The 24,085-nt window shown below is 70.9% G+C and carries 27 protein-coding genes; 7 read left to right on the top strand and 20 right to left on the bottom strand.

Features of this window, described 5'->3' with window-relative positions; all coding sequences use genetic code 11:
- Nucleotides 1-48: 48 nt before the first annotated feature.
- From ACWEFB_RS07595 to ACWEFB_RS07545, 11 genes are all read right to left on the bottom strand, one after another.
- Nucleotides 49-261: a hypothetical protein gene (locus ACWEFB_RS07595; protein WP_452283239.1), complete on the bottom strand. Its 213-nt coding sequence runs from the start codon at nucleotides 259-261 to the stop codon at nucleotides 49-51.
- A complete protein-coding gene (locus ACWEFB_RS07590) occupies nucleotides 258-542 on the bottom strand; it encodes a hypothetical protein (RefSeq protein WP_452283237.1) in 285 nt (94 codons plus the stop codon). Before ACWEFB_RS07590 ends, ACWEFB_RS07595 begins: the two co-directional genes overlap by 4 nt.
- On the bottom strand, nucleotides 542-823 hold the full coding sequence (locus tag ACWEFB_RS07585) for a hypothetical protein (RefSeq protein ID WP_452283235.1): 282 nt from the start codon (nucleotides 821-823) through the stop codon (nucleotides 542-544). The genes ACWEFB_RS07590 and ACWEFB_RS07585 overlap by 1 nt, the downstream gene beginning before the upstream one ends.
- Nucleotides 824-1,213: 390 nt before the next feature.
- Nucleotides 1,214-2,065, bottom strand: coding sequence for a helix-turn-helix domain-containing protein (locus ACWEFB_RS07580; RefSeq protein ID WP_452283233.1), 852 nt, complete (start codon nucleotides 2,063-2,065; stop codon nucleotides 1,214-1,216).
- A complete protein-coding gene (locus tag ACWEFB_RS07575) occupies nucleotides 2,046-2,564 on the bottom strand; it encodes a DUF6879 family protein (RefSeq protein WP_452283231.1) in 519 nt (172 codons plus the stop codon). Before ACWEFB_RS07575 ends, ACWEFB_RS07580 begins: the two co-directional genes overlap by 20 nt.
- Nucleotides 2,548-2,763, bottom strand: coding sequence for a hypothetical protein (locus ACWEFB_RS07570; RefSeq protein ID WP_452283229.1), 216 nt, complete (start codon nucleotides 2,761-2,763; stop codon nucleotides 2,548-2,550). Before ACWEFB_RS07570 ends, ACWEFB_RS07575 begins: the two co-directional genes overlap by 17 nt.
- Nucleotides 2,764-2,993: 230 nt before the next feature.
- Nucleotides 2,994-3,998, bottom strand: a complete 1,005-nt coding sequence (locus ACWEFB_RS07565; protein ID WP_452283227.1) for a proline racemase family protein — start codon at nucleotides 3,996-3,998, stop codon at nucleotides 2,994-2,996.
- Nucleotides 3,991-4,896 (bottom strand): dihydrodipicolinate synthase family protein, encoded by a 906-nt coding sequence (locus tag ACWEFB_RS07560; RefSeq protein ID WP_452283225.1) that lies wholly within the window; start codon nucleotides 4,894-4,896, stop codon nucleotides 3,991-3,993. Before ACWEFB_RS07560 ends, ACWEFB_RS07565 begins: the two co-directional genes overlap by 8 nt.
- A complete protein-coding gene (locus ACWEFB_RS07555) occupies nucleotides 4,893-6,317 on the bottom strand; it encodes an FAD/NAD(P)-dependent oxidoreductase (RefSeq protein ID WP_452283223.1) in 1,425 nt (474 codons plus the stop codon). The genes ACWEFB_RS07560 and ACWEFB_RS07555 overlap by 4 nt, the downstream gene beginning before the upstream one ends.
- A complete protein-coding gene (locus ACWEFB_RS07550) occupies nucleotides 6,310-6,627 on the bottom strand; it encodes a (2Fe-2S)-binding protein (RefSeq protein WP_452283221.1) in 318 nt (105 codons plus the stop codon). Before ACWEFB_RS07550 ends, ACWEFB_RS07555 begins: the two co-directional genes overlap by 8 nt.
- Nucleotides 6,614-7,798 carry an NAD(P)/FAD-dependent oxidoreductase gene (locus ACWEFB_RS07545; RefSeq protein WP_452283219.1) on the bottom strand — a complete coding sequence of 395 codons (1,185 nt, stop codon included), beginning with the start codon at nucleotides 7,796-7,798 and terminating at the stop codon, nucleotides 6,614-6,616. Before ACWEFB_RS07545 ends, ACWEFB_RS07550 begins: the two co-directional genes overlap by 14 nt.
- A 279-nt stretch (nucleotides 7,799-8,077) precedes the next feature.
- Between ACWEFB_RS07545 and ACWEFB_RS07540 the strand changes: the two genes are divergently transcribed.
- Nucleotides 8,078-9,310, top strand: a complete 1,233-nt coding sequence (locus tag ACWEFB_RS07540) for a PucR family transcriptional regulator (RefSeq protein WP_326559792.1) — start codon at nucleotides 8,078-8,080, stop codon at nucleotides 9,308-9,310.
- A gap of 11 nt (nucleotides 9,311-9,321) precedes the next feature.
- On the top strand, nucleotides 9,322-10,734 hold the full coding sequence (locus ACWEFB_RS07535) for an aminopeptidase P N-terminal domain-containing protein (protein WP_452283217.1): 1,413 nt from the start codon (nucleotides 9,322-9,324) through the stop codon (nucleotides 10,732-10,734).
- 43 nt (nucleotides 10,735-10,777) lie between these two features.
- On the opposite strand, the gene ACWEFB_RS07530 is transcribed toward ACWEFB_RS07535, so the two are convergent.
- Nucleotides 10,778-11,332 carry a carboxymuconolactone decarboxylase family protein gene (locus tag ACWEFB_RS07530; RefSeq protein ID WP_452283215.1) on the bottom strand — a complete coding sequence of 185 codons (555 nt, stop codon included), beginning with the start codon at nucleotides 11,330-11,332 and terminating at the stop codon, nucleotides 10,778-10,780.
- A 235-nt stretch (nucleotides 11,333-11,567) separates the two neighbouring features.
- Here ACWEFB_RS07530 and ACWEFB_RS07525 point away from each other — a divergent pair, with 235 nt between their 5' ends.
- Nucleotides 11,568-12,782, top strand: a complete 1,215-nt coding sequence (locus tag ACWEFB_RS07525) for a DUF2786 domain-containing protein (RefSeq protein WP_452283213.1) — start codon at nucleotides 11,568-11,570, stop codon at nucleotides 12,780-12,782.
- A gap of 23 nt (nucleotides 12,783-12,805) precedes the next feature.
- Here the strand turns inward: ACWEFB_RS07525 and ACWEFB_RS07520 are convergent, their stop codons facing one another.
- The 3 genes from ACWEFB_RS07520 to ACWEFB_RS07510 form a co-directional block, all read right to left on the bottom strand.
- Entirely contained in the window at nucleotides 12,806-13,588 is a 783-nt protein-coding gene (locus ACWEFB_RS07520) for an RICIN domain-containing protein (protein WP_452283211.1), read from the bottom strand.
- A complete protein-coding gene (locus ACWEFB_RS07515) occupies nucleotides 13,585-14,088 on the bottom strand; it encodes a SigE family RNA polymerase sigma factor (RefSeq protein ID WP_452283209.1) in 504 nt (167 codons plus the stop codon). Before ACWEFB_RS07515 ends, ACWEFB_RS07520 begins: the two co-directional genes overlap by 4 nt.
- 214 nt (nucleotides 14,089-14,302) lie before the next feature.
- Nucleotides 14,303-14,968 carry a hypothetical protein gene (locus ACWEFB_RS07510; RefSeq protein WP_452283206.1) on the bottom strand — a complete coding sequence of 222 codons (666 nt, stop codon included), beginning with the start codon at nucleotides 14,966-14,968 and terminating at the stop codon, nucleotides 14,303-14,305.
- Nucleotides 14,969-15,309: 341 nt separating this feature from the next.
- Here ACWEFB_RS07510 and ACWEFB_RS07505 point away from each other — a divergent pair, with 341 nt between their 5' ends.
- Both ACWEFB_RS07505 and ACWEFB_RS07500 read left to right on the top strand, forming a co-directional pair.
- Nucleotides 15,310-16,080, top strand: a complete 771-nt coding sequence (locus tag ACWEFB_RS07505) for an SAM-dependent methyltransferase (protein ID WP_452283204.1) — start codon at nucleotides 15,310-15,312, stop codon at nucleotides 16,078-16,080.
- 111 nt (nucleotides 16,081-16,191) lie between these two features.
- On the top strand, nucleotides 16,192-17,301 hold the full coding sequence (locus ACWEFB_RS07500; RefSeq protein ID WP_452283201.1) for a hypothetical protein: 1,110 nt from the start codon (nucleotides 16,192-16,194) through the stop codon (nucleotides 17,299-17,301).
- Between the two features lie 16 nt (nucleotides 17,302-17,317).
- On the opposite strand, the gene ACWEFB_RS07495 is transcribed toward ACWEFB_RS07500, so the two are convergent.
- Nucleotides 17,318-18,283: a helix-turn-helix domain-containing protein gene (locus tag ACWEFB_RS07495; RefSeq protein WP_452283199.1), complete on the bottom strand. Its 966-nt coding sequence runs from the start codon at nucleotides 18,281-18,283 to the stop codon at nucleotides 17,318-17,320.
- A gap of 70 nt (nucleotides 18,284-18,353) precedes the next feature.
- Here ACWEFB_RS07495 and ACWEFB_RS07490 point away from each other — a divergent pair, with 70 nt between their 5' ends.
- Entirely contained in the window at nucleotides 18,354-19,631 is a 1,278-nt protein-coding gene (locus ACWEFB_RS07490) for an APC family permease (RefSeq protein WP_452283197.1), read from the top strand.
- Nucleotides 19,632-19,742: 111 nt separating this feature from the next.
- On the top strand, nucleotides 19,743-20,597 hold the full coding sequence (locus ACWEFB_RS07485; RefSeq protein WP_452283195.1) for an SAM-dependent methyltransferase: 855 nt from the start codon (nucleotides 19,743-19,745) through the stop codon (nucleotides 20,595-20,597).
- Between the two features lie 18 nt (nucleotides 20,598-20,615).
- Here the strand turns inward: ACWEFB_RS07485 and ACWEFB_RS07480 are convergent, their stop codons facing one another.
- The 4 genes from ACWEFB_RS07480 to ACWEFB_RS07465 form a co-directional block, all read right to left on the bottom strand.
- Nucleotides 20,616-21,398 (bottom strand): amino acid ABC transporter ATP-binding protein, encoded by a 783-nt coding sequence (locus ACWEFB_RS07480; RefSeq protein ID WP_452283193.1) that lies wholly within the window; start codon nucleotides 21,396-21,398, stop codon nucleotides 20,616-20,618.
- 7 nt (nucleotides 21,399-21,405) lie between these two features.
- Nucleotides 21,406-22,272, bottom strand: coding sequence for an amino acid ABC transporter permease (locus ACWEFB_RS07475; protein WP_452283191.1), 867 nt, complete (start codon nucleotides 22,270-22,272; stop codon nucleotides 21,406-21,408).
- A 58-nt stretch (nucleotides 22,273-22,330) separates the two neighbouring features.
- Nucleotides 22,331-23,161: an ABC transporter substrate-binding protein gene (locus tag ACWEFB_RS07470; RefSeq protein WP_452283189.1), complete on the bottom strand. Its 831-nt coding sequence runs from the start codon at nucleotides 23,159-23,161 to the stop codon at nucleotides 22,331-22,333.
- A gap of 95 nt (nucleotides 23,162-23,256) precedes the next feature.
- Nucleotides 23,257-24,015, bottom strand: coding sequence for a TetR/AcrR family transcriptional regulator (locus ACWEFB_RS07465; protein ID WP_452283187.1), 759 nt, complete (start codon nucleotides 24,013-24,015; stop codon nucleotides 23,257-23,259).
- Nucleotides 24,016-24,085 lie beyond the last annotated feature (70 nt).

The raw sequence follows: 24,085 nt of genomic DNA, 5'->3' as shown, positions 1-24,085 counted from the left end.
CGGGAAGGATCGCCGTTGCCTTGTCACGGAATCCGCCACCACCTGCGATCAGAGCAGGTGCACCCGTTCAGCGCCGCCGTCCGGGTTTCGCAGGGTGAGGCTCCCGCCGTCGCGCTCCATCAGCTCAAGCACCAGGCTGTAAACGACCAGCGCGCGATTGATCGTGTCCGTCTTCGTGTCCCTGGTCCGTCCAAGGGCCGAGTCGAGCGCGTCCACGGCGCGGGGATTGAGGTTGACCGTGACCTTCACGAGGTCGGTCATGGACGTCTTTTCGCCGGTACCCACCCCATGAAGCGATCGAAGATCACTCGGGGGTCCGGCGGGTCGGCCAGGTCCGGAGCGAGCGCGGACAGGTCGTCCAGTGCCTCGATGAACATCGGCGCGAGGTACAGGTGCAGGGCAAGTCGCCGACCATCGAAACCTGCGAGCAGGTTCAGCCGGGCGTCCGCGCACGGCCACGGGTAGGCGTCCACGCGGCAGATCCAGAGCTTCGGCAGGGGCGTGTGGTTGGCGACCTTGTCCGCCACCGGTCGGCCATCCATCACCACACCGGACCCTTCGGGGCGGGCCGATCGATATCCAGCAGGACGCGACGACGGATCGCGTATGCGGCCTCGGGCAGCTCGGGCTTCCCCAGCGGCTTTTCGATGCCGCGCACCGTGACCCATTCGGTGTCGTACGCCCCCGCGTCCATCGGAACGTGCGTCACCCGCAGGTGGAGGTCACCCATGCTGTCCTGGTGGGCAGGCACGTTGCCTCGGCGGTAGTCGCCCTCTTCGGCGTGGATGACATCGCCCACCTGGACGAACTCACTACCGATCATGACGGCCGCCGTTGCGGGGCACACGGTAGTCCGTCTGCTGCCCGAACGTAAGCGGCCGACCCTGATTCGCCGTCGGCCTGACAGCCCGGGCCGATCCCGGTACCGAAGCCACGTCGTACAGCCGCGCACCCTGCGGGGGCGTACCTCGATCAAGGCATGGCCAACGCAGCCCGCACACGCAATACCGGCGGAAGCCGCGCCACACGCGGCGGTGCGTGACCGTAGTAGTTGTCGGCTCAGAGTCCGGCCGGGTGAGCCCTCGCCAGGGCCAGCCGGACCAGTGACGGAAGACAAACATCGCGCATCTCCTCCGGTGCGGCGTCGTCGTCGGGTCCGTCTCAACCTAGGAGGGTGTGCGCCCGGTGGTCCACGATGTTGCGAGTTGTTGCGTCAATCCAGCTCGGCGAGCACTTTGGAGATCAGCGCGCGAGCGGGCCGCCCGTACTTGGCGACCGTTTGCAGCCGCTCGAACATGCGGCCGTACAGCTCGATCTCTTGTGGGCGTGCTACCTCGATGCTGGCCGTCGGGGTTTCCAGAGCAGCTAGGACGTCATCGAAGATCCAGAACCCTGTCGACGGCACGGCCCCGCGCTCGTTCATGAGCGGGATGATTCCGACCGACACGTTAGGCAGCGACATCACCGCCAGCAGCCGGTCGAGCTGTCCGGCCTGCGTCTCGGCATCGCCGAACCACGTTCTAAGCGCCTGTTCTTCCAACACGACCGCGAACCGTTTACCACGCCGATAGATGACGCGCTGTCGCTCCATCCGCGCCGCGACAGCCTCGTCCAGGTCGTTGGGCGTTTCAAGAAAGTCGATCCAAAACGACAGCATCGCGGCCGAGTAGTCCGCCGTCTGGAACAGTCCAGGTATGACGTTGTGCTCGTAGATCCGGAACAGCGTGGTCTGCTCGTACAGCGCGACGGTGTGCGCCCCGAGGACACGCTTCATACCCGCTCGGCTCTGCCGACGGAATTCGAGATACGCGGACTCGACGCCACGCAGCGTGGCGATGAGGTCCAGAACCTGTTCATCCGCACCGCACGCCCCACACCAGGTGCGGATATCGTCGTCCGTCGGAGGCTGTACGCCGTGCTCGATCTTGCTGACGCGGGTGTAGTGCTGGCCAGTAACCTCGGCCAGCGCCCGCCCAGAGAAACCCGCATCCTTGCGGATCTCCCTGAGACGGACGCCGAGGGCCTCTTGCGCCTGCCGGGCAGCGCTAGACGGGTTGGTAGTCACGGTGCGGGATGGACATCTGCCAGACTGCCTCGAAGGCCGACCGGCATAGCTCAAGGGTGGCCGGGTCCGTGGACGACACCATGTCCGCGTTCAAGCCACCTCCCGAATAGATCAGGAAGACGGCCAAGCGATCATCGAAAAGATAGAAATCGTTGCCGGGTATGGCGACGGACGACACGAGGCGACGTGGTACCCAGCGAATGTCCTCACCCGCATCGACCATGGGGTCCGCAATGCTGTGTGACCATCGCTGATAGTCGCTGAGAGGTTCGGAGACGATGCGGGCACGACGAACCGACTTGCCGGCCTTTACGTGCTCCCGGAGGGTGTCGCACCAGTCGCCGAGCCACGCGAGATCGTCCGGCTCGCCCGCCGCCCACTTTGCCATGTATGGCAGTTCGACTGCCGTGCCGTAGGCGTCGCGAGTCTCCAGGTGTAAGGACTCACGCTCGAAGTTGCGTAGCAGGTGGTCGAACTCGGCCTCACTGATCGAGGTCACGGCCATCCTTGAAGAACTGAAGCATCCTGTCGGGAATCTCCACGCAACTCTCCCCTTCGGGGATGTTCATCTGGCCGAGGGCGCCCTCGTCGCTCACCACCCAGCCCTGAACCACCCAACTGCCCCGGTCCGTGCGGTACACGGTCGGCGAGCCGGTCGGGTTCGAGTCCGGGTCCTTGCCGACGAACGTCAACTCCACGGTTCGCTCCTGTCCTCGTGGTTGCGGAAAGTTGCGCTCCAGCCATCGTGGTAGCTGTATGTGCGTACGTCAAGCCTTGGAGTAGCGCCGAGGGGGACAGGGCAGCGATCCTTTCTGGGCCCGACGAGGCGGGACGGCGGGCCTTGGGCAAATCTTGAGTGGCGCTCCGTCGATCCCGATCCGGAAGGGCCCCTGCTCAACGTGCAGCGATGGCAAGGGCCCGTCCGTACTCAGATCAGGAAGCCCTCGGGGAACGGGTCTTCGGGGTCGAGCATGTACTGCGCGGTGGCGGTGATCCAGGCTCGCCCGGTGACCGTCGGGAGTACGGCGGGCAGGTCGCCGACGGTGGTGGTGCCGGTCAGGCGGCCGGTGAACCGGGTGCCGATCGGGGACTCGTTGACGAAGTCGGTGTCCAGTTCGAGCAGGCCACGGGCGTGCCGCTGGGCCATCCGGGCGGACGTACCGGTGCCGCACGGCGAACGGTCGACCCAGCCGGGGTGGATGACCACCGCGTTGCGCGCGTCCGCGCCGTCGTGTCCCGGCTGCACGATCTGGATGTGCCGGCAGTCGTTGATGCCCGGATTGGTCGGGTGCACCGGCGGTGCCTGCTCGTCGATCGCCGCCATGATCTTCAAGCCCCGGCGGATCAGCTCCGGCACCGTGGCCGGCTCGACCGGCAGGCCGAGTGACTCGGCCTCCACGATGGCGTAGAAGTTGCCGCCGAAGGCCATGTCGTAGCGGACCGACCCGATCCCGTCCCCCACCTTGACCTCCTGGTCGGCGGTGAGCAGGAACGACGGTACGTTGCGGATGGTGACCGCTGCGGCCCGGCCGTCGCGTACCTCGACGTCGACGGTGACCAGGCCGGCCGGGGTGTCCAGCCGGATCGTGGTCACCGGTTCCACCACCGGGACCATCCCGGTCTCCACCAGCACGGTCGCCACCCCGATGGTGCCGTGCCCGCACATCGGCAGCAGGCCGGAGACCTCGATGAAGAGCACCCCGAAGTCGGCGTCCGGCCGGGTCGGCGGTTGCAGGATCGCACCGGACATCGCGGAGTGGCCGCGCGGTTCGAGCATCAGCAGTCGGCGCAGCCCGTCGCGGTCCTGCTCGAAGAGCTGCTTGCGCTCGAACATGGTCGCACCGGGCAGCACTCCGACCCCGCCGGTGATGACCCGGGTCGGCATCCCCTCGGTGTGCGAGTCGACCGCGTGCAGCACCATCCGGCTACGCATCCGTACCCACCGGGGTCACGGCGAGGGCGCGGGCCATGTCCTTGCGGACCTGCGCCTCGGTCTCGGTGGAGAGCGGGCCGCGCGGCGGGCGGCAGGGGCCGCCGTACCGGCCGGCGAGTTCCATCCCGAGCTTGATCGCCTGTACGAACACCGGGCGGCTGTCCCAACCGAAGATCGGGTGCAGGGCGGCGTACAGCGGCAGCGCCTCGGCCAGGTTTCCGGCGCGGGCGAGTTCGTAGAGCTGCACCGAGAGCCTCGGCAGCGCGTTCGGGAAGCCGGCGATCCAGCCCTTCGCCCCGCACACCACCAGTTCCAGCAGTACGTCGTCGGCGCCGGCCAGCACGTCGAGATGCGGGCTCAGGTCGAGGATCCGGTGCAGCCGGCGTACGTCGCCGCTGAACTCCTTCACCGCCACGATCCCGTCGGTCTCGGCGATGGTGGCGAGCAACTCCGGGGTGAGGTCCACCTTGGTGTCGATCGGGTTGTTGTACGCCACCACCGGCAGCCCGACCGAGGCCACCTCACGGAAGTGCGCGACCACCTCGGGGTCCCGCGCCGCGTACGTGTTCGGCGGCAACGCCAGTACGGCGTGCGCCCCGACCGACGCGGCGTGCTCGGCCCAGCGGCGGGACTGGCGGCTGCCGTACCCGCCGACGCCGGGGACCACGGCGAACCCGGCGGGGGCCGCCTCGACGGTGGCGCGTACGACGTCGGCGCGCTCCTCGTCGCTGAGGTTCTGGTACTCCCCCAGCGACCCGCACGGGGTGACACCGTGACAGCCCTCGTCCGCCAACCAACGCACGTGTTCCTGCAGCCGGTCGAAGTCGACGGAGAGGTCCTCGCGGAACGGCGTCGGTATGGCGACCACGACGCCCTGCCACGGCTTTCGAGCTGTCACGGGGTTGTTCCTTCCTCGGCGACGGTGCCCAGTGGCACCGGCATGGCTATGTGACGGTTGGCGAAGGTGTCGAGCGGCTGCGACCGCCCGCTGACCTGGCCCAGCAGGCAGGCTGCGGCCCGCCCGCACATCCGACCCTGGCAGCGGCCCATCCCGATCCGGGTGACCAGCTTCAGTGCCCGCAGGTCGTCGATGCCGTACGCGGTGATGTCGGACCGGGTACGGCCGACGGTCACCTCCTCGCAGCGGCAGAGCACGGTGTCCGCCCGCAGCCAGTGGGTCCAGCCGTCCGGCACCGGGTAGACCTTGTGCAGTGCGGTGGCGAACCGGCGCTGACGGGTGATCCGGCGGCGCAACGGACCGGCGGCACGTCCGAACGCGGCGGTGTCGAGCCGGCCGATCCGGTGCAGGACGGCCAGACCGGCCAGCGTGCCCTCGTACCGGGCCAGGTCGGCGCCGCCCACTCCGGTCGCCTCACCGGCGACGAAGACCCCCGGTACGGTGCTCGCCTGGCTGTGGTCGACGCTGACGACGAGGCTGCCGTCGGCCGGGTCGTGGTGGGTGGCGCAGCCGAGCGCGACGGCCAGTTCCACCGACGGGGTGAAGCCGTGACCCACGCAGACCGCGTCGACCGCGACCGCACGGGTCACCGCTCCGGGGCGCCAACCGGCGTCCACCCGGCGCAGGGTGGCCCGGAGCCGGTCGCCGTACGGTTCGACCATGGTCACGGCCTCGCCGGACCAGATCGGGATCCGGCGACGACGCAGCGAACCCAGGTAGCGAACCGCTTCGCCAACCTTGCCGGGAGTGCCGGCGATGGCGCCGAGGTGCCGCCCCCACCGGCTGGTCCGGGACGCCTCGACCACGCCGGCCACCTCGGCTCCGGCGGCGGCGAGCCCGTCCGCGACGGTGAGCAGGAACGGCCCGGTCCCGGCGACCAGGACCCGCTGGCCGACCAGCACACCCTGCCCCTTCGCCAGGGACTGGGCGGCACCGGCGGTGACCACACCGGGCAGGTCCCAGCCGGGGAACGGCACCACCCGGTCGTGTCCGCCGGTGGCGAGGACCAGCACGGACGGGTGCAGCGTGACCGGGCCGGTCGGCCCGAGCAGTCGCAGGGTGAAGCCGGGGCCGCCCCGGTTGTCGAGGTGCGGGATCGCGTCGGCGGCGGCCTGCCAGACCTGGTGGCCGGTCAGGAAGGTGATCCGGGGATGGTCGCGGGTGCGGTCCAGCAGCCGGTCGGCGGCGGCGCCGTGCCGTACCGGCGGCAGACCGGCGACGGCGGGCTGCCGGAGGTACTGCCCGCCGGGCAGGGCCCCGAGGTCCACCACGGTCACCTCGGCGCCGCCGTCCGCGGCGGCGAGCGCGGCGGCCAGTCCGGCCGGTCCGGCGCCGACGACCGCGATCTGCGGGTCAGCCACGGTCGCTCCCCGTCACGATCGCGGCGCTGGTCTCGATGACGGTGCCGGTTTCGATCACGTCGCCGGGGGCGACGGGGCGCAGGCAGGAGCGGACGCCGGGTTCGCCGTTGCAGACGACCAGGCAGTCGAAGCACGTACCGATGCCGCAGAACAGACCGCGCGGGCGACCCTCGATCCGGGTCCGCCGGGTGACCAGCCGGCCCCCGCCGAGCAGCACCGCCGCGACGGTCTGCCCCGGACGGACCGGGACCCGTACGCCGTCCACGGTGATGTCGAATTCGGTGGCGGGCGAATGGTCAGGCTGCGGCATCCTCGACCACCTCGTCTCCGGACGCGAACCGGGTCGGGCTGAACGGGCTCAGGTCCAGCTCCGGTTGTTCACCGACGACAACCTGGGCGACCAGCTCACCGGTTGCCGGGGCCAGGCCGATCCCGGCGCCCTCGTGACCGTGCGCGTGCACCAGGCCGGGGGCCCGTGGATCGGCTCCGATCACCGGCAGGTGGTCCGGCGAGAACGGGCGGAAACCGTGGTACAGCCGCATGATCCGGATCCGGGCCAGCACCGGGAAGAGCGACACCGCGCCGTACGCGAGTCGGCGGATCGCCTCCGGGTTCGGGGTCGGGTCGAAGCCGACCAGTTCACGGGTGGCGCCGATCAGGATCGTGCCGCTCGGGGTGCCCTCGACCACGGCGGACGACTGGAGGTCGGAGTCGCCGCTGGCCACGTTGTCGAGGTAATCGGCGGCGTAGACCTTGTGCCGTACCAGGGGTGGGGCCGGTTCGGTGACCAGGATGAAGCCGCGTCGGGGGGTCACCGGAACGGCAGCACCGGCAAGACCGGCGACCTGGCCGGCCCAGGCTCCGGCCGCGTTGACCACCTGCCCGGCGCCGACCACACCACCGGCCGTCACCACCCCGGTCACCCGGCCGGTGCTGTCCCGCCGCAACGCGGTGACCTCGGTACGCAGCCGTACGCGGGCACCGGCGTCCCGGGCCGCGGCGAGCAGGACAACCGCCGCCCGTGCCGGCATGAGCTGCATGTCCTGCGGATAGAAGACCCCGCCGGCGAGCCCGTCGGTGATCTCGGGCTCCAACTCCCGCAGCCGGTCGGTGCCGACCGGTTCGACGGTGACGCCGTCGGCCGCCTGCCCGGCCGCGAAGTCGGTCAACGCGGCCAGCCCGGTGTCCGTACGGGTGACCATCAGGCCGCCCTTGCGTTCGAGTTCGAAGTCGCCGTACCGGTCGGACAGTTCGGCGTCGAGGGTCTGCCAGAGCCGGTTGCTGAGCAGGGCCAACGCCAGTTCGGGGCCGGGTGCCTTGTCGGAGATGAGCAGGTTGCCCTCGCCGGAGCCGGTGGCTCCGCTGACCAGGCCACCGCGTTCGAGCACCGCCACCGACAGGCCCCGCCGGGCGCAGGCGTACGCGCAGGCGGCACCGACTATGCCGGCGCCGATCACCACCACGTCGTACCCGTCGGGCATCTCGTCTCCTCCCCCGCGCTTCGGGGCAACCGTAAGGACGGCGGTTACGGCCAGTCTTCGGACAGTTGCCGAAACAGCGGGGGGCCCGGCAGTGACTTCTGTCGGTAGTTCGCCCCGACTTCTGCCGGTAGGTGGGTCCGCCCTTCGGTCTTGACTTGGTAACGACCACTTGCGCTCGGACCAATATCAACGCGAAGGTAGGGCCTGGCGGTCCAACGGCTCCGGTCGGATTCCCGGGGCACCTGCCCCATTGGCAACCAGGGACGACCAGGGGATGACATGCAGGCTGAGCTGCAACGCATCGTCGATGCCGTCGCCGCCCGCGTCGGTCGGCCGGCGCTCATCGAAGACCGACGACAACGCGTCGTCGTCTACAGCGAACACACCGGTGTGCTGGACAACGTCCGGCGGGCCTCGATCCTGCGCAGGCACACCACGCCCGAGGTGATCGCCTGGTTCCGCAACGTCGGGATCATGAAGGCCCGTGAACCGGTACGCACCGAGGCGTGCGAGGAACTCGACCTGCTGCCCCGGGTGTGCGTACCGATCCGGCACGACGACCTGCTGCTCGGTTTCGTCTGGTTCATCGACGACGACGGCGGCATGACCGACGCCGACATCGAGACCGCGAACAGTGTGATGGCCGACCTGGCGCTCGCCCTGTACCGGGAGAACCTGCTCGGCGAACTCGCCTCGCAACGGGAGACCGAAGCGGCCCGGACCCTGCTGGTGGAGAGTGTGGAGGCCCGCCGGCACGCGGTCCGTACGCTGCTCGAAGAGGGTGTGATCGCCGGTGACGGTGCGGCCACCGGGTTGGTCGCGCAACTCGTCGTGCCGCGCGGTCAGGTGCCGGACGAGGTGGCCCGGATCGCCCTGGAACAGGCACTGGTCACCACCCGCCGCTGGCTCGGCACCCGGGAGGCGTTGCACCTGGTCCGGCACGACCACGGGGTGCTGCTGCTCTGCGGCGGCCGGGTCGCCGGTCGACCCGCCCCGGAGGCGGTGGCCCGGCACCTGGACGAGGCCCTCCAGCACGCCACCCGGGGGCTCGGCTCGGTCGTCCGTACGGTGATCGGCATCGGTGGGTCCCGAGCCGGGCTGGTCGACGCCGTCGGCTCGTACGAGGAGGCGGCGCAGGCGGCCCGGGTCGGCGTCCAGCTGCCCGCGCTGGGCCGGGTGGTCTCCTGGGCGAGCCTGGGCATCTACCGGGTGCTGTCGCGGCTGGACGACCAGCACCTGGACGTGGCGGGGGTGCATCCCGGCCTGGAACGGCTGCTGCGCGACGACGCCAACCACGTCCTGCTGGAGACGCTGGAGGCGTACCTGGACCTGGCCGGCAACGCGCACGCCACCGCCGAACAGCTCCGGCTGCACCGGACCACGCTCTACTACCGGCTGCAACGGGTGGAACAGCTCGCCGAGACCGACCTCAAGGACGGCAACGAGCGGCTCTGTCTGCACCTGGCGCTGAAGCTGGGCCGGCTCACCGGCAACTACCGCCCGCAACAGTAGGGAGTTCCCCCATGTCCGAGCCGCTCGACACCGGCAGCCACGATCTCGCCATTCCCGCCGCCCTGGCCGAGTTCATGGGGACCGGGTGGAGCGAGCCGGACGCGCCGACCGAGGTCCACCCGGAGGTGGCGGCCTGGGCCGCGAAGCGCCGGGCCCGGCTCGCCGGCATGTTCCCGGGCGAACACCTGGTGGTCCCGGCCGGAGCCGCCCCGGTACGCAGCAACGACCAGTTCTACCGGTTCCGTCCCGGTGCCGACTACACCTGGTTGACCGGGGACGGGAACCGGGGCGGGACGCTGGTGCTGGCCCCGGACGGGGAGGCGACCCTCTACACCGACGAGCCGCCGAAGCTGGGCAGCACGGCGTACTGGGCGGACCGGACGACCGGGGTGGTGTGGAACGGCGCCCGAACCGATCTGGTCACCCTGGGCCGGGCTCTGGACCTGCGCTGCCGGCCGCTGGCGGAGCTGCCGGCCGCGCTGCGTACGAGCCGGCGGGCGCGGCTGCTGCGGGGCATCGACCCGCACCTGGACGCCCTTGTCCCGGTGACCGATCCGGCCGGGGACGCGGACCTGGCGGTGGCCCTGGCCGACCTGCGGCTGATCAAGGACGAGTGGGAGGTCACCCAGCTCCAGCACGCCGTGGACGTCACCGCCCGTGGGTTCGAGGACGTCGTACGGGCGTTGCCGCAGGCCACCGGCCCCGGTGGCGAACGGTGGTTGGAGGGGACGTTCTGGCGGCGGGCCCGTACCGAGGGCGAGGAGGTCGGGTACCACTCGATCGTCGCCGCCGGTGCGCACGCGGCGACCCTGCACTGGAAGGACAACACCGGCCCGGTGCAGCCCGGCCAGTTGCTCCTGCTCGACGCCGGGGTGGAGGTCGGCACCCGATACACCGCCGACATCACCCGGGTCCTGCCGGTCAGCGGCCGGTTCACCCCGGTCCAGCACGACGTCTACGAACTCGTACGCGCCGCGAACGACGCGGCCATCGACGCGCTGCGTCCCGGTGCGGCGTTCCGTGACTACCACTGGGCGGCGATGGCGGTGCTCGCCACCGGGTTGGTCGACCTGGGCCTGCTGCGCTGCTCGCTGGACGAGGCGCTGGACCCGCAGCGGCAGCTCTACCGCCGGTGGGCGCTCTGCGGTTCCGGGCACATGCTCGGCCTGGACGTCCACGACTGCGCCCGAGCCACCCCCGGCCGGTACGCCGACGGCGAGTTGCAGGCGGGCATGACCCTGACCGTCGAGCCGGGTTTGTACTTCCAGCCGAACGACGAGCTGGTTCCGGCGGAGCTGCGCGGCCTGGGCATGCGGATCGAGGAGGATCTGCTGATCACGGCGACCGGCAGCCGGAACCTGTCGGCGGCGCTGCCGCGCAGTGCCGCCGACGTGGAGTCCTGGATGGCCGCCCTGGCGGGGTAGCCGCTGATGCGGTCAGCCCTGACCGGGGTGGCCGTGCCCCCGGTCAGCCCTGCCGGCGCGCTTCCTCCAGTACGGCCAGGTAGCCGCCGGCCACGATCTTCTTAGCCCGGTCGGTGTAGAAGTCGGGGTCGTCCGGCAGCGCGGTGGCGAGTCCGTCGACGTACCGGTTGAACATGCAGAACGCGGCCGCGATCAGGACCGTGTCGTGGATCTCCTGGTCGGTGGCGTCCTCGGCACGGGCCGTCTTGACCAGGTCGTCGGTGACGGCCCGTCCGGTGTTCTGCACGGCGGCGGCGATCCGGAGCAGGGCCCGCAGCTTGGCCGAGACGGGTGCGCCGTCGATGTCGGCGCGTACCTGCTCGACCAGTTCCATGCCCTCGTCGAGCTGCGCGGCGGCGTACGCGGCGTGCGCGGAGTAGCAGTAGGTGCACTCGTTGAGCGCCGACACGTACGCCGCGATCAGCTCACGCTCGCCCCGACTCAGCGTGCCGGGTCCGCAGAGCAGCACCTCGACCAGCCCGTTGAGCGGAAGGGCCGTCTCGGGGCGGAACCGGAACAGTCCCCGGATCCCCGGCTCGTGCAAGGTCAGGTGCGGCATCTGCGCTCCTTTTCCGATCCCGGCACCGGGATCACGGCTCGGCTCGCCGACCAGGCTCGGCGATGGGCGTCCGGCCGTCAACAGGGCCGAAACCCGGCGGAATAGCCCGATAGGCGACGTCGATTTCGGGCAGTCGGCGCATCGGGGGCCGAATCGGCGGGTCGCCACCGCACGAATGAAGATGATCGAAGCCGCGCCGTCAGTGCGTCCGGTCGACCTCCGTAGCCTTGTACAGGTGACAACATCGGTGCGGGAGCGGATCAGGTCGGTAGTCGTCGGCTCGGTGGACTATGAAACCGGGCTGGACGCGCTGACCGTCACGCCCCCGGCCGAGGTTGATCCGGCGCTGGTCGCCGTACTGAACGAGGCGTGCGCGGGGCTGTGGCGGCGGGGGTGGCAGCCGGTCGAGCTGCACCGGGTGGTGGGCCGGCGGGGGCAGCCGACGCACACCCAACTGGTGACCGATGCGATCGCCGCGCACCTGCGCCACGTCTCCCGCAAGCGGGTGGACGAGCGGTGGCTGGCGCAGGCGAACGCGCTCGAGGCGCGGGTCTGGTGGCGCAGCGACGCCACGTACCTGGACGAGGTCGCCGTCCGGTGGCGGTCGGACCGGGTGGCCGTACTCGATGCGGTGTTGACCCTGCTCACCATCCTGGCCGAGCTGCCACCGATCGAGGTGCTCGTGCCGCCACCCGGAACCGCGCCGCAGCCCGGTCGCCGGTCCGGCAGCACCGGCGGCGGGCGGATCGACGAGCGCCTGCTGGATCGGGTACGGGCACTGCTGGCCAAGGCCGAGTCGAGCACGTATCCGGCGGAGGCGGAGGCGTACACCGCCAAGGCCCAGGAGTTGATCACCCGGCACAGTCTGGACGAGGCGCTGCTCCTGGCCCGGTCCGGCGACACCGCCGTGGTCCCGTACGCCCGCCGGATCGGCGTGGACCACCCGTACGAGGGTGAGAAGGCGTCCCTGCTCGACGCCGTCGCCCGGGCCAACCGCTGCCACACGGTCTGGTCCCCGGAACTCGGATTCAGCACCGTCTTCGGGTTCGACGCCGACATCGACGCCGTCGACCTGCTCTACACCTCCCTGCTCGTGCAGGCGCACCGGTCGATGGCGCGGGCCGAGCCGCCGGGCGGCAAGGCCGGCCGGGCCAGGCTGAAGGCGTTCCGCCAGTCGTTCCTGGTGGCGTTCGCGATCCGGATCGGTGAACGGCTGGCCGGCGCAGCCAAGGCCGCCCTGACCGAGGCGACCCGCGACACGGACGAGATCGGTACCGCCGAACCGGTCAACCTGCTGCCGGTGCTCGCCGCCCGCGACGAGCAGGTACGCGAAACCATGCGGAAGGTGTTCCCGCAGACGGTCCGGGCCCGCGGCAGCCGGGTCGACAGCCGGGAGGGTTGGGAGTCCGGCCGGGAGGCCGCCGACCGCGCGACCCTGCCCACCCCGTAACCCGGCGGCGCCCTTCGACCCGGTCAGCCTCCGGCGGGGGTACGGGCGGGACCGACGTCGACGAACCGGAACGTGCTCAGCAGCGGGGCGTCCCCCAGCTCCTCCATGATCAGACCCTTGGTGGGTGAGAACTGGAGGAACGCGCCCTGGTTGCTGATCGCGTACGCGCCCTTGCCCTGGGCGGTGATGGTGAACCGCTGGGCCGGGTTGTCGGGGTCGCAGAGAGCCCCCTCGACGGTCAGCGACCGGCCGGAGTTCGGGTTGTACACCTGCCAGCAGGACGGCTCGTCGGCCGCGGGGTGGTTGTTCGCCCGGGTGTACGACAGGACCTGGTAGAGGTCCCCGCCAAGCGGCTTGGTGACGAACCGCTGCCGGCCGCTGTCGTCGTCGACCTCCATGAGCCCGTCGTCGAGCGCCACCGCGCCCTCGGACGCCTGCACCCGCACCATCGTGACCTCCCTCGTCCCCGAGAGCAGGGGGTCGGCCGTACCGGCCGGGGTGGTCGGTGGCGCGGGGGAAGGTGTGGGCGTCGGCGTCGCGGAGGGGGGCGTGGAGGGGCCGGCGGATGCGGGCGGGGCGGCGGGCGGACCGGTCTGTGGACCTCGGTTCGGCTGGGTCACCGCGATCCCTGCGGTGAGCAGGCCCACCAGTGCGACCCCGAGTGCCGCGGAGCCTGCGTACCTGCGCTTGCGGCGTTTGTCGCCCCGTTGGCGGACGTCGGCGGGGACGTTGGGGAGCCGGCCCGTACGCCCGGCGTGTGCGGCAAGCGAACGCAGAGCATCGTCGAGGTGGTCGTCGGGCATCATGGCCGTTCCCCATCCATGACGTACTGCTCGCTGCCGAGGTGTTCGGCCAGGGCCCGGCGGCCCCGGGCGAGCCAGGTCTTGACCGTGTTGGCGGACGTGCCGGTCTCGACGGCGATCTCGGCGACGCTGAGACCGACAAGATGGTGCAGGACGACGACCCTACGCTGATCTTTGGAGATCTTGCGCAGGGCCTGCACCAGCGCCACATGGTCGGGGCTGATCGCGTCGATGTGATCATCGGTCGCGTCCCGGTGATGCGCCCGGAGCCGGTTCGTCGCCTTGCGCCAGGCGGAGACCGCGATCCGGTACGCGACCCGGCGCACCCATGCCTCCGGGCTGTCGCACTCGCGTACCCTGCTCCACCGGTCCCACGCCCTGAGGTACGCCTCGGCCACGGCGTCCTCGGTCTCGGCGTAGTTGCCGACCATCACGTACACCTGGCCCAGCACCCGCCGGGAGGACGCGGCGTAGAAGTCGTCGAACTCCTCGGCGTTACGCATGTGCCATGTACTCCCGCCCCGACCGGACAACCGCGTCCGGGACCCATCTACCCAGGGCGCGGCCTCGGTATTCGCCAGCCTGACATCGACTCCCGCCGAAGAGGGTAGGCGCCGGCCGGCACGCTGCCGGCACGGGGGTGGAGCGAGCGCGGCCGCCGGTCGGGGAGGTGGTTCGTCCGCCGCCTCCCACGACCGTCGGCGTGCGCGGACCTGCTCAGCCACCGGCCGGAGTACGGGCGGGGCCCACGTCGACGAACCGGAACGTGCTCAGCAGCGGCGCGTCACCCAACTCCTCCAGGATCAGGCCCCTGGACGGGGAGAGCTGCAGGAACGCCGACTCGTGGCTGATCGCGTACGCGCCCCTGCCCTGGGCGGTGATCGTGAATCCCTGGGCCTTGTTGTTCGGGTCACACGCCGCACCCTCGACGGTCAGCGGCTCCGAGGACCTCGGGTTGTAGACCTGCCAGCAGGCGGGCTCGTCGGCGGCGGGGTGGTTGTTGGCCCTGGTGTACGACTTGACCAGGTACTTGTCTCCGCCGAGCGGGGTGGCGACGAAACGCTGGCGACCGCTGTCGTCGTCCACCTCGGCCAGCCGACCGTCGAGCGACAGCCCGCCCTCGGTCGCCTGCACCCGCACGATCGTCATCTCCCGCTTGCCGGACAGCAGGGGGTCGCTCGTGTTCGCCGGGGGCGGCGCGGCGGACGACGGTGCCGAGGACGGCGTCACGGCGGCGGTCGGCGCAAGCGTCGGCGTCGCGGACGAGGAGACGGAGGGTCCGCCGGATGCGGTCGGACCCGCGGGCGAACCGGTCCCGCACGCCACCAGCGCACCGGCGCACGCCAGCATCGTCGCGCCGGTAACCCATTTCACCTTGGGCATGGCCTACTCCTCACACACCGCCCGCACCTGGCTGCCGGGCAATCGACATGGACGCCGTGCCGGCTCACTGCGCCAACACCCCCCAAACACGCCTGCCGCCGTCGGCCGGTTTCAAAACGTCGCGGAATTTTCCGGTACGCCGGCGCCGGCCGTTGCTTCGAGGCAACGGGTTCGGGATGACCTGGTTATTCGGTTGGCCCGGACCGACGGGCTGGTTACCGTGGCCACATCGTTCCGACCTCCGAAGTGGGTGCTTTTGATGCCGGCGAACAGCGTGCTGATCCGGACCGACCAGCCTCAGCGCCAGTTCACCCGTACCTCGGACGTCAGGAGTCTCAGAAATGGATCTTCCACGTAGCTTCACCATCCGCGAGGGCGACCTTCGCATCCTCAACCCGTTCACCTCGGAAAAGCTGGCCACCCTCGGGCAGGCCGTACGCCTGCGCGCCGGCATGTCGCTGCTCGACCTGGCCAGCGGCCGGGGAGAACTGCTCTGCACCTGGGCCAGGGACCACGGCATCTCCGGCATCGGCGTCGACATCAGCACAGCCTTCACCGAGGCCGCACGGTCCCGCGCACACAGCCTCGGCGTCGCCGACCGCGTCACCTTCGTGCACGGCGACGCCGCCGGGTACGTCGCCGAGAAGCCCGTCGACGTGGCCTGCTGCATCGGCGCCACCTGGATCGGCAACGGTGTCCCCGGCACCCTGGAACTCCTCGAACGCAGTCTCCGCCCCGGTGGGATGCTGCTCGTCGGGGAGCCGTACTGGCGGATCGACCCGCCCGACGAGGAGACCGTCCGCGCCTGTTACGCCAGGACGAAGGACGAGTTCCGGAGTCTGCCGGGTCTGGTCGGCCTGTTCCGGGACAGCGGTTGGGACCTGGTCGAGATGGTGCTCGCCAGCCAGGACAGTTGGGACCGGTACGCCGCCGCACACTGGCTCAACCTGCGTACCTGGCTGGACGCGAACCCCGACGACGAACTCGCCGGGGAACTGCGCCAGGAGTTGACCGACGATCCCCTGCGCTACGTCCGCTACGTACGCGAACACCTCGGCTGGGGAGTGTTCGCGCTGATGCGGAGCACCGCCACCCCGCCGTCGGCCATCTGACCGGACACGCACCGGCGTTGCCGGGGTGTCCCACAATGATCATGCGAGCCGTCGCACCACTCGGGCCCACACCGGCCTTCGGGTGTCCATCGGTCACCGAGGCAGGCAGACGTGTCGGAAAATGAATCCCGATCGGGGCGTCGGCCGGCCGGGTACCTGGTCGTCTCGGTGCTCGTCGGTGTGGCGGCTCTCCTGACGGTCGGCTTCGTCGCCGTACGCGACCGGCCCGAGGACGCCGCGCCGGCCGACGTCATCACCGCGGTCGACTGGGCACGAACGGTCATCGACCTGCCGAAGGATTCCGGGAGCGGTTGTCCGACCGGCCGGCAGCACCTCCAGCCGGTCGTCGAGCTTATGGTGCCGTCGGGCTTCGCCTGGGCGCCAGCGGACGAGGACCGGGAGAAGCTGCTGGTCAACCGAAGTGAGATCACCTATGGCGACCTCACCGGCGACGGCGTCCCGGAGGCGGTGCTGAACGTCCGGTGCGGCCCGCTGTCGGCAAACGATCTCCGCAACGACCTCCCGGGCGGTCGGCTGCTCGTGGTCACCATGCGTGCCGACCACTCGCTGGTGGGACTCGGCTTCGCGGGTCAGCCCGGCGCCCGACACCTGTCCTTCGAGGTGGCGGACGGGGAGCTCGTCGCCGAGGTCTGGTACGCGCAGACCGAACGCGGCATCGCCGGCCCCTCGCTGTACGCACCTCCCCACTCCCGTAGCTACCGGTGGGACGGCTTCCGGTTCGTACAGGCGGCCGGCCGTACGGCACCGCTTTCCCTGATCTCGTCGCCGGAATCGGAACAGGGAATGACGGGGTCGGCGGTGCAACTCGCCACGATCATGCGCGACGGCAGGGTGGTCTGCCCGGGGCGGACGGTACAACCCCTGACCCGGGCCGGGGACCAGTTCGGGGCAACCACCGACATCAGGCCGGTCGACCTCGATCACGACGGCAACGGCGAACTCCTCGCCGGGGTACGGTGCACGTTCGACGGTGCGACGCACGACTCCCTCTACCTGTTCGGCCAGGGCGAGCGGGGATTCGTCACCCGCGACGTGCCCGTGGCGAACGGCGGGCAGTACGTCATCCAGGACGGCTGGCAGGTGGAGTACGACGTCCTGACCGTCGCGGTACGGCACACCGCGACCGGGGAGACCACCACCCACACGATGCGCTGGAACGGCAGCACCTTCGTCAACACGCTCGGCACCTACCGGAACTGACCCGGCCGCCGACTCCTCACCGTTCGTCGGTACGGAACACGTGCCGGTACGTCTGCGGCGAGACGCTGGTGACCCGGCGGAAGTGCCGGCGCAGGCTGACCGGGTTGCCGAACCCGGCCACCCGGGCGATCCGCTCCACCGGTTCGTCGGTCGTCTCCAGCAACTCCTGGGCCACCCGTACCCGCTGCTCGACCAGCCACTGCAACGGGCTGGTGCCGACCGTGTCACGGAACCGCCGGGCGAACGTGCGCGGACTCAGGTGCGCCCGGTGCGCCAGTTCCGCCACGGTCAGCGGACGGTCCAGGTGCCCTCGCGCCCAGTCCAGCAACGGGGACAGGTCCGGGTGCGGTTCGCCCCGGGCCACCGGTCGGGCGTACTGGGCCTGGCCACCGTCGCGGTGCGGGGGCACCACCATCCGGCGGGCCACCTCGTTGGCGACGGCGGTGCCGTGGTCGAGGCGGACCAGGTGCAGGCACAGGTCGATGCCGGCGCCGGTGCCGGCGGAGGTGAACAGGTCGCCCTCGTCGGTGTAGAGCACGTCCGGTTCGACCCGTACCCGGGGGAAGCGGTGGGCGAAGTCGACCGCGTTCATCCAGTGGGTGGTGGCCCGGCGCCCGTCGAGCAGGCCGGCGGCGGCCAGGACGTACGCGCCGCTGCAGATGGAGACGATCCGCGCGCCCCGGTGGTGTGCCCGGCGCAGCGCGTCGAGCAGCGGCGCGGGCGGGCGCAACTGCACCGACCGGTTGCAGGCGGCCACGACCACGGTGTCCGCGTCGGTCAGTGCGTCCAGCCCGTACGGAGCCTCGACCCGCAGGCCGAGGGAGGTTCGCAGCGGGCCGGGAACGGCCGCGCAGAGGCGCAGGTCGTACCAGGGGTCGACCAGGTCGGACCGGTCGATCCCGAAGACCTCGCACGGTACGGCGAACTCGAACACCGGGATCGCGTCGGTGACCACGAGGGCGACCGTGTGGGGTGACTTCATGGCAGGAACGTACCGCAGATCGTCATTCCTGCCACTGGCCGGCGATCGCCGGGTGCAGCAGGTTGGACCCGTGACCGACTCGTTGATCGAAAACAGCAGCACCGTACGAACCGGCGGTCGGCTGACCGTCGCCCAGGGCACCGCGCTCTACGTCGGGGCGGTGCTCGGCACCGGCGTGATCGCACTGCCCGCGCTGGCGGCCGAGGCGGCCGGACCGGCGTCGCTGCTGGCCTGGCTGGCCCTGGTCGTACTGTCGATGCCGCTCGCGGCGACCTTCGCCGCGCTGGGCGCGCGCTACCCGGACGCGGGCGGTGTCTCGACGTACGTCCGGAACGCCTTCGGTCCGCGGGCGGCGGCCATCGTGGGTTGGTGTTTCTACTTCGCGGTCCCGGCCGGCGCGCCCGCCGCGGCGCTGTTCGCCGGCGGTTACGTGGCGGCGGCGCTGGGCGGCGGCGCGACCACCATGGCGGTCACCGGGGCGATCCTGATCGTCGTCGTGACCGTGACGAACGCGCTCGGCCTCCGGGTCTCCGGGCGGGTGCAGCTCGTGCTCGCCTCGCTGCTGGTGGCGCTCCTGCTGACCGCCGTGCTGGCCGCGTTGCCGCACCTGCGGTGGGACAACCTGCGCCCGTTCGCGCCGCACGGGTGGCTGGCGGTCGGTCCGGCGGCGGCCCTGCTGGTGTGGAGCTTCGCCGGCTGGGAGGCGATCACCCATCTGGCGGCGGACTTCCGGCGGCCCGGGCGCGACCTGCCCCGGGCGGCCACCGTCGCGGTGGTGGTGGTCGGGGTGCTCTACCTCGGCGTCGCCGGTGCCACCGTACTCGTCCTCGGTCCGGCCGCCGGTCAGAGCGAGGCACCGCTGGCGGAGTTGCTCGCCCTCGGGATCGGCGGCGAGGTGCACCTGCTCGCCGCCGTCGCCGCGCTCCTGCTCACCCTCGGCACGATGAACGCGTACTTCGCCGGGGCGGCGAAGCTCGGCGCCGCGCTCGGCCGGGACGGCGCACTGCCGGCGTGGCTTCACCGGGGCAGCAGCGCGGGCGAGGTGCCCCGGCGCAGCCTGCTGGTGGTGTCGGTGCTGGCCGGGGCGGCGATGGCGGTCGCGGTCGCCGCCGGGATCGGCCCGAAGCCGCTGGTCCTGCTCACCACCGGCTGTTTCGTCCTGGTGTACGCCCTCGGTACGGCCGCCGCGCTCCGGCTGCTGCCGCGCGGCACCCGGGCGCACCGTTCGGCGCTGTTCGCCCTGGTGGCGGTCACCGCGCTGCTGGTGATGACCGGTTGGTACCTGCTCTGGCCGCTGCTCCTGGCCGCCGGTGCCCTGCTCTACCTCCGGCTGCGACCGTCCACGTAGGAAGGGCGGTGAACCTCGGGGTGCTCGCAACCGACGGGGTAGCTTGAGCGCCGTACCGGGCCTAGGATCCCGGTCCGGGACGGTCGCACGATCACCACGGGGGGCACGGAGATGACCGACACGAACTGGATGAACGCGGATCCCGAGCGGCCCGACACGCCCTCGGTCGACCTGCGTACGGACCGACCGCACCCGGCCCGCGTCTACGACTACCTGCTCGGCGGCAAGGACAACTTCGCCGCCGACCGGGCCGCCGCGGAGCAGGGGCTGAAGGCGAACGGCAACAGTCGGATACCGCCCCGGGAGAACCGGGCCTTCCTGTCCCGGGTGGTGCGTCACCTGACCGAGGAGGCCGGGATCCGGCAGTTCCTCGACATCGGGACCGGCATCCCGACCGCGCCCAACGTGCACCAGGTCGCCCAGGCCATCGTCCCGGACTCGCGGATCGTCTACGTCGACAACGATCCGATCGTGCTCGCGCACGCCCGCGCCCTGCTCACCGGGACCCCGGAGGGAAGGACCGAGTACCTCGCCGCCGACCTGCGCGACGTGGACCAGATCCTGGATTCGCCACAGTTGCGCCGGACGCTGGACCTGGACCAGCCGGTCGGGCTGCTGCTGATCGCCATCATGCACTTCGTGCCCGACTCCGACGACCCGTACGCGCTGGCGAACCGGCTGCTGGACGCGCTGCCCTCCGGAAGTTACCTGGCGCTGTCCCACCTCACCGGCGACTTCGCCCCGGAGGCGTGGGAGGCGGTCGCCGCGATCTACCGCAGGACCGGGGTGACCATGCAGGTACGCCCCAAGCCGCAGATCGAACGCTTCTTCGACGGTCTGGACCTGGTCGAGCCGGGGGTGCGGGTGCTGCCGGACTGGCGGCCAGACCTCGGCCCGACCAGGACCGGGGAGCGCCCCAGCGACGTGGCGGTCTCGGTCTACGGCGGCGTGGCCCGCAAGCGCTGAGACCTGCCCCGGACCGCGCTAGCTCCCGGCCGGTACGTGGGCGCCGATCTCGGCCTCGCTGACCCGGGTCGGTTCCAGCACCCGGTGCAGGAACTCCCGGGTACGGGGCTCGCGCGGGGACCCGAAGACCTCCTCGGGCGGACCCGACTCGACAACGGTGCCGCCGTCCATGAAGACCACCCGCGACGCGACCTCACGGGCGAAGCTCATCTCGTGCGTCACGACCAGCATCGTCATGCCCTCGGCGGCCAGTCCCCGCATCACCGCGAGCACCTCACCGACGAGTTCCGGGTCGAGTGCGCTGGTCGGCTCGTCGAAGAGCATGAGCTGCGGGTCCATCGCCAGCGCTCGGGCGATGGCGACCCGCTGCTGCTGCCCACCGGAGAGCTGTGCCGGATAGGCGTTGGCCTTGTCGGCCAGGCCGACCCGGTCGAGGTTCACCGCCGCGATCCGGTCCGCCTCGGCGCGCGTACGGCCGAGCACCCGGCGCTGGGCGATGGTCAGGTTCTCGCGTACGCGCAGGTGGCCGAAGAGGTTGAACTGCTGGAAGACCATGCCGATCCGGCGGCGTACGTCGTCGATGTCGCAGTCCGGGTCGGTGACCTCGACGCCGGCCACGTGCACCGACCCGCTGGTCGGCTGTTCCAGCAGGTTGACGCAGCGCAGCAGGGTCGACTTGCCCGAACCGGAGGGTCCGATCACGCAGACGACCTCGCCGGTCTCCACCGACAGGTCGATGCCGCGCAGCACCTCGAGCTTGCCGAACGCCTTGTGCAGGTTGCGAATCTCGATCGCCGGCACCGCCGGGTCACCTCTCCTTCGCGGCCCGGCGTTCCAGCCACCGGACCAGTTGCGACAGCGGCAGCGTGATCGCCAGGTACAGCAGACCGGCCACCACCAGCGGGGTCGGGTTGACCCTGGTGTTGAGGGCGTCGCCGGCGAACTTGGTCAGCTCGATCGTGGTCGCGGTGACGCCCAGGACGTACGCCAGCGAGGTGTCCTTGGTGAGCAGGATGATCTCGTTGGTCAACGGCGGGATCACGATCCGGAACGCCTGCGGCAGCACGATCGAGACCATCGCCCGCCCGTGCGACATGCCCAGGGTCCGGGCCGCCTCCAACTGTCCCTTCGGGACGGCCTGGATCCCGGCCCGGATCGTCTCCGCCATGTACGCCGCGGCGGTCACCCCGAGTCCGATGGTGACCGCCCCGTACACCCCGCCGGGGATCTCCCGGTTGGGGAAGGCGAGCGGCACGCCGTAGCCGACCATGAACAGGACCAGCAGCGACGGCAGGCCGCGGAACAGCTCGATGTAACCGGTGGCGAACCAGCGGTACGGTCCGACCGACGACAGGCGCATCAGCGCCAGCACCAGGCCGAGCACCAACCCGAAGGCGAACGCCAGCAGGGTGTAGACGATGGTGTTGCGCAGCGCGACGGTTATCGCCTCGGGGAACATCTCCCCGGCGACGTCGAGCCGGAAGAAGGCGTCGGCCAGGGTCCCCCAGTCGGCGGCCGCCACCACGGCGAGCAGCAGCGCGACGAAGACCAGGTATCCGGCCGTACGTCCGAGCCGTTGCCGTTGGCGGCGGCCGAGCCGGCGGCGTCGGACCGGCGGCGGGGCCGGGGCGGGTGGTGCCCCGCTCCCGGCCGCGAGCGTCTCTGGTTCTGCCATGCCTCCCCCAGATCGCCCGGCGGCGGGTGCCACCGGGCGATGTTGTTCCCGGACCCGGTCAGCTCGCCGGCTTCGCGCCGATCCACTTCTCGTAGATCGTGTCATAGCTGCCGTCCGCCCGTGCCGCGGCGAGCGCGTCGTTGATCGCCGCCAGCAGCCTCGGGTCGCCGCCCTTCTTGACCGCGAAACCGTACTGCTCGCCGGTGTCGAAGCCGCCCGCGACGAGAACCTTGCCGGGGTTGGCCTTGACGTACTCGTTCCACACCGGCAGGTCACCGACGGCGGCCTCGATCTGGCCGGTCGCCAGGGCCTGCTGCTCGGCGCCGAGGTCCTTGTACGAGACCACCTCGATCTTCAGGTTCTGCTGCGCGACCTGGGCCTTGACGTAGTCCTCGCCGGTGGTGGCGCCCTGCACCCCGAGCCGCTTGCCGACCAGGTCCGCCAGCGTCTTGTACGGCTTGCCGACCGGCACCACGAGGGCCTGGGTGGCGTCGAAGTACGGGGCGCTGAAGTCCAGCACCTCCTTGCGGGCGTCGGTGATGGTCATGCCCGCCGCCGCCACGTCGCACTTGCCGGAGTTGAGGTCGGCCCCGGACTTGATCCCCTCGAACGGGGTGTCGATGATCTCCTGCGTGACGCCGAGCTTCTTGGCGGCGAGGTCGACCAGGTCGACGTCGAAGCCGACCACCTTGCCGCTGCCGTCCTTGGACTGGAACGGCGAGTACGGCAGGTGGGTGCAGGTGGTGAGCTTGCCTGCCGAGACCAGCTTGACGCCGTCGGCCGTGGTGGCGCCGGTGTCGTCCTTGGCGCACCCGGCCAGGCCGCTGATCGCCAGTGCCGCGCCCATGACCAGTGCCGCACCCCGCCGGGCGCCTCGAAGCTTTCCCATCCGCACAACCTCCCCAGGTGAACAAAACGTACGTTCCCTATAGGTTATGCCAAGATCCGCTGGTACGGTTCGCCGGCCCGCGCGAGGTGGCGTGGCTAACCCGGCAGGGTTGCCTCGATCCCGGTGAGGATCCGGTCGAGCCCGCGCTCGAACCGGGTGTCGAAGTCCCGGTCCGCACCGGCCCGCACCACCCGGGTGAAGTACGGGTAGTTCCCGCTGGCGGTCAACGTCTCCAGATAGCGGGACATGCTCTGCTGCCACTCCCGCTCGTCCATCCCCCGGTCCCGGCGAGCCGCCTGCTCGGCGACCTCCTCCTGGACGAACCCGCCAACCCAGCTGCTGACCAGGGCGAAGATCTCCAGCATGTCGGCGGTGTCCAGGTCAAGCCGGTCCAGGATGGACATCCCGTACTCGAAGATGTCCAGCATGTTCGGCCCCATCGCCGGTCGACCGGCGGCGATCCGGGCCAGCCACGGGTGGCTGAGCTGCGCCCGGCGCAGGCTCCGGGCCACTTCGGCCAGGTCGACCCGCCAGTCGCCGGTCGGTTGGGGCAGCTCGGTCTCGCCGAACATGTGGTCGAGCATCAGCTCGCAGAGGGCTTCCTTGTTGTCGACGTAGCGGTAGAGGCTCATCGGGCCGGTGCCGAGGGCGGCGGCGACCCGGCGCATGGAGACCGCCTCGATGCCGTGCTCGTCGGCGATTCTGATCGCGGCGGCGGCCACCTGTGCCCGGCTGTACGTCGGGGCGGGTCCGCGCGAGGAGGGCGGGGCGGGGAGGCTGACCCGTACCGCCGTGGGCAGGTCGGGAGCCGGCCCGTGCCGGGAATCGCCACTTCGCCTGTCGCCTGTTGCCACCAACGTGCCTTCCGGTGTCGCTGTCGTACGTGGACGCCGTCAATCCGGTCCCGCTCTTGCGTACAGCGTA

Source organism: Micromonospora sp. NPDC004704 (assembly GCF_053601675.1).
The sequence above is the reverse complement of the archived record's forward strand: the minus strand, read 5'-3'. Positions and strand labels throughout refer to the sequence as shown.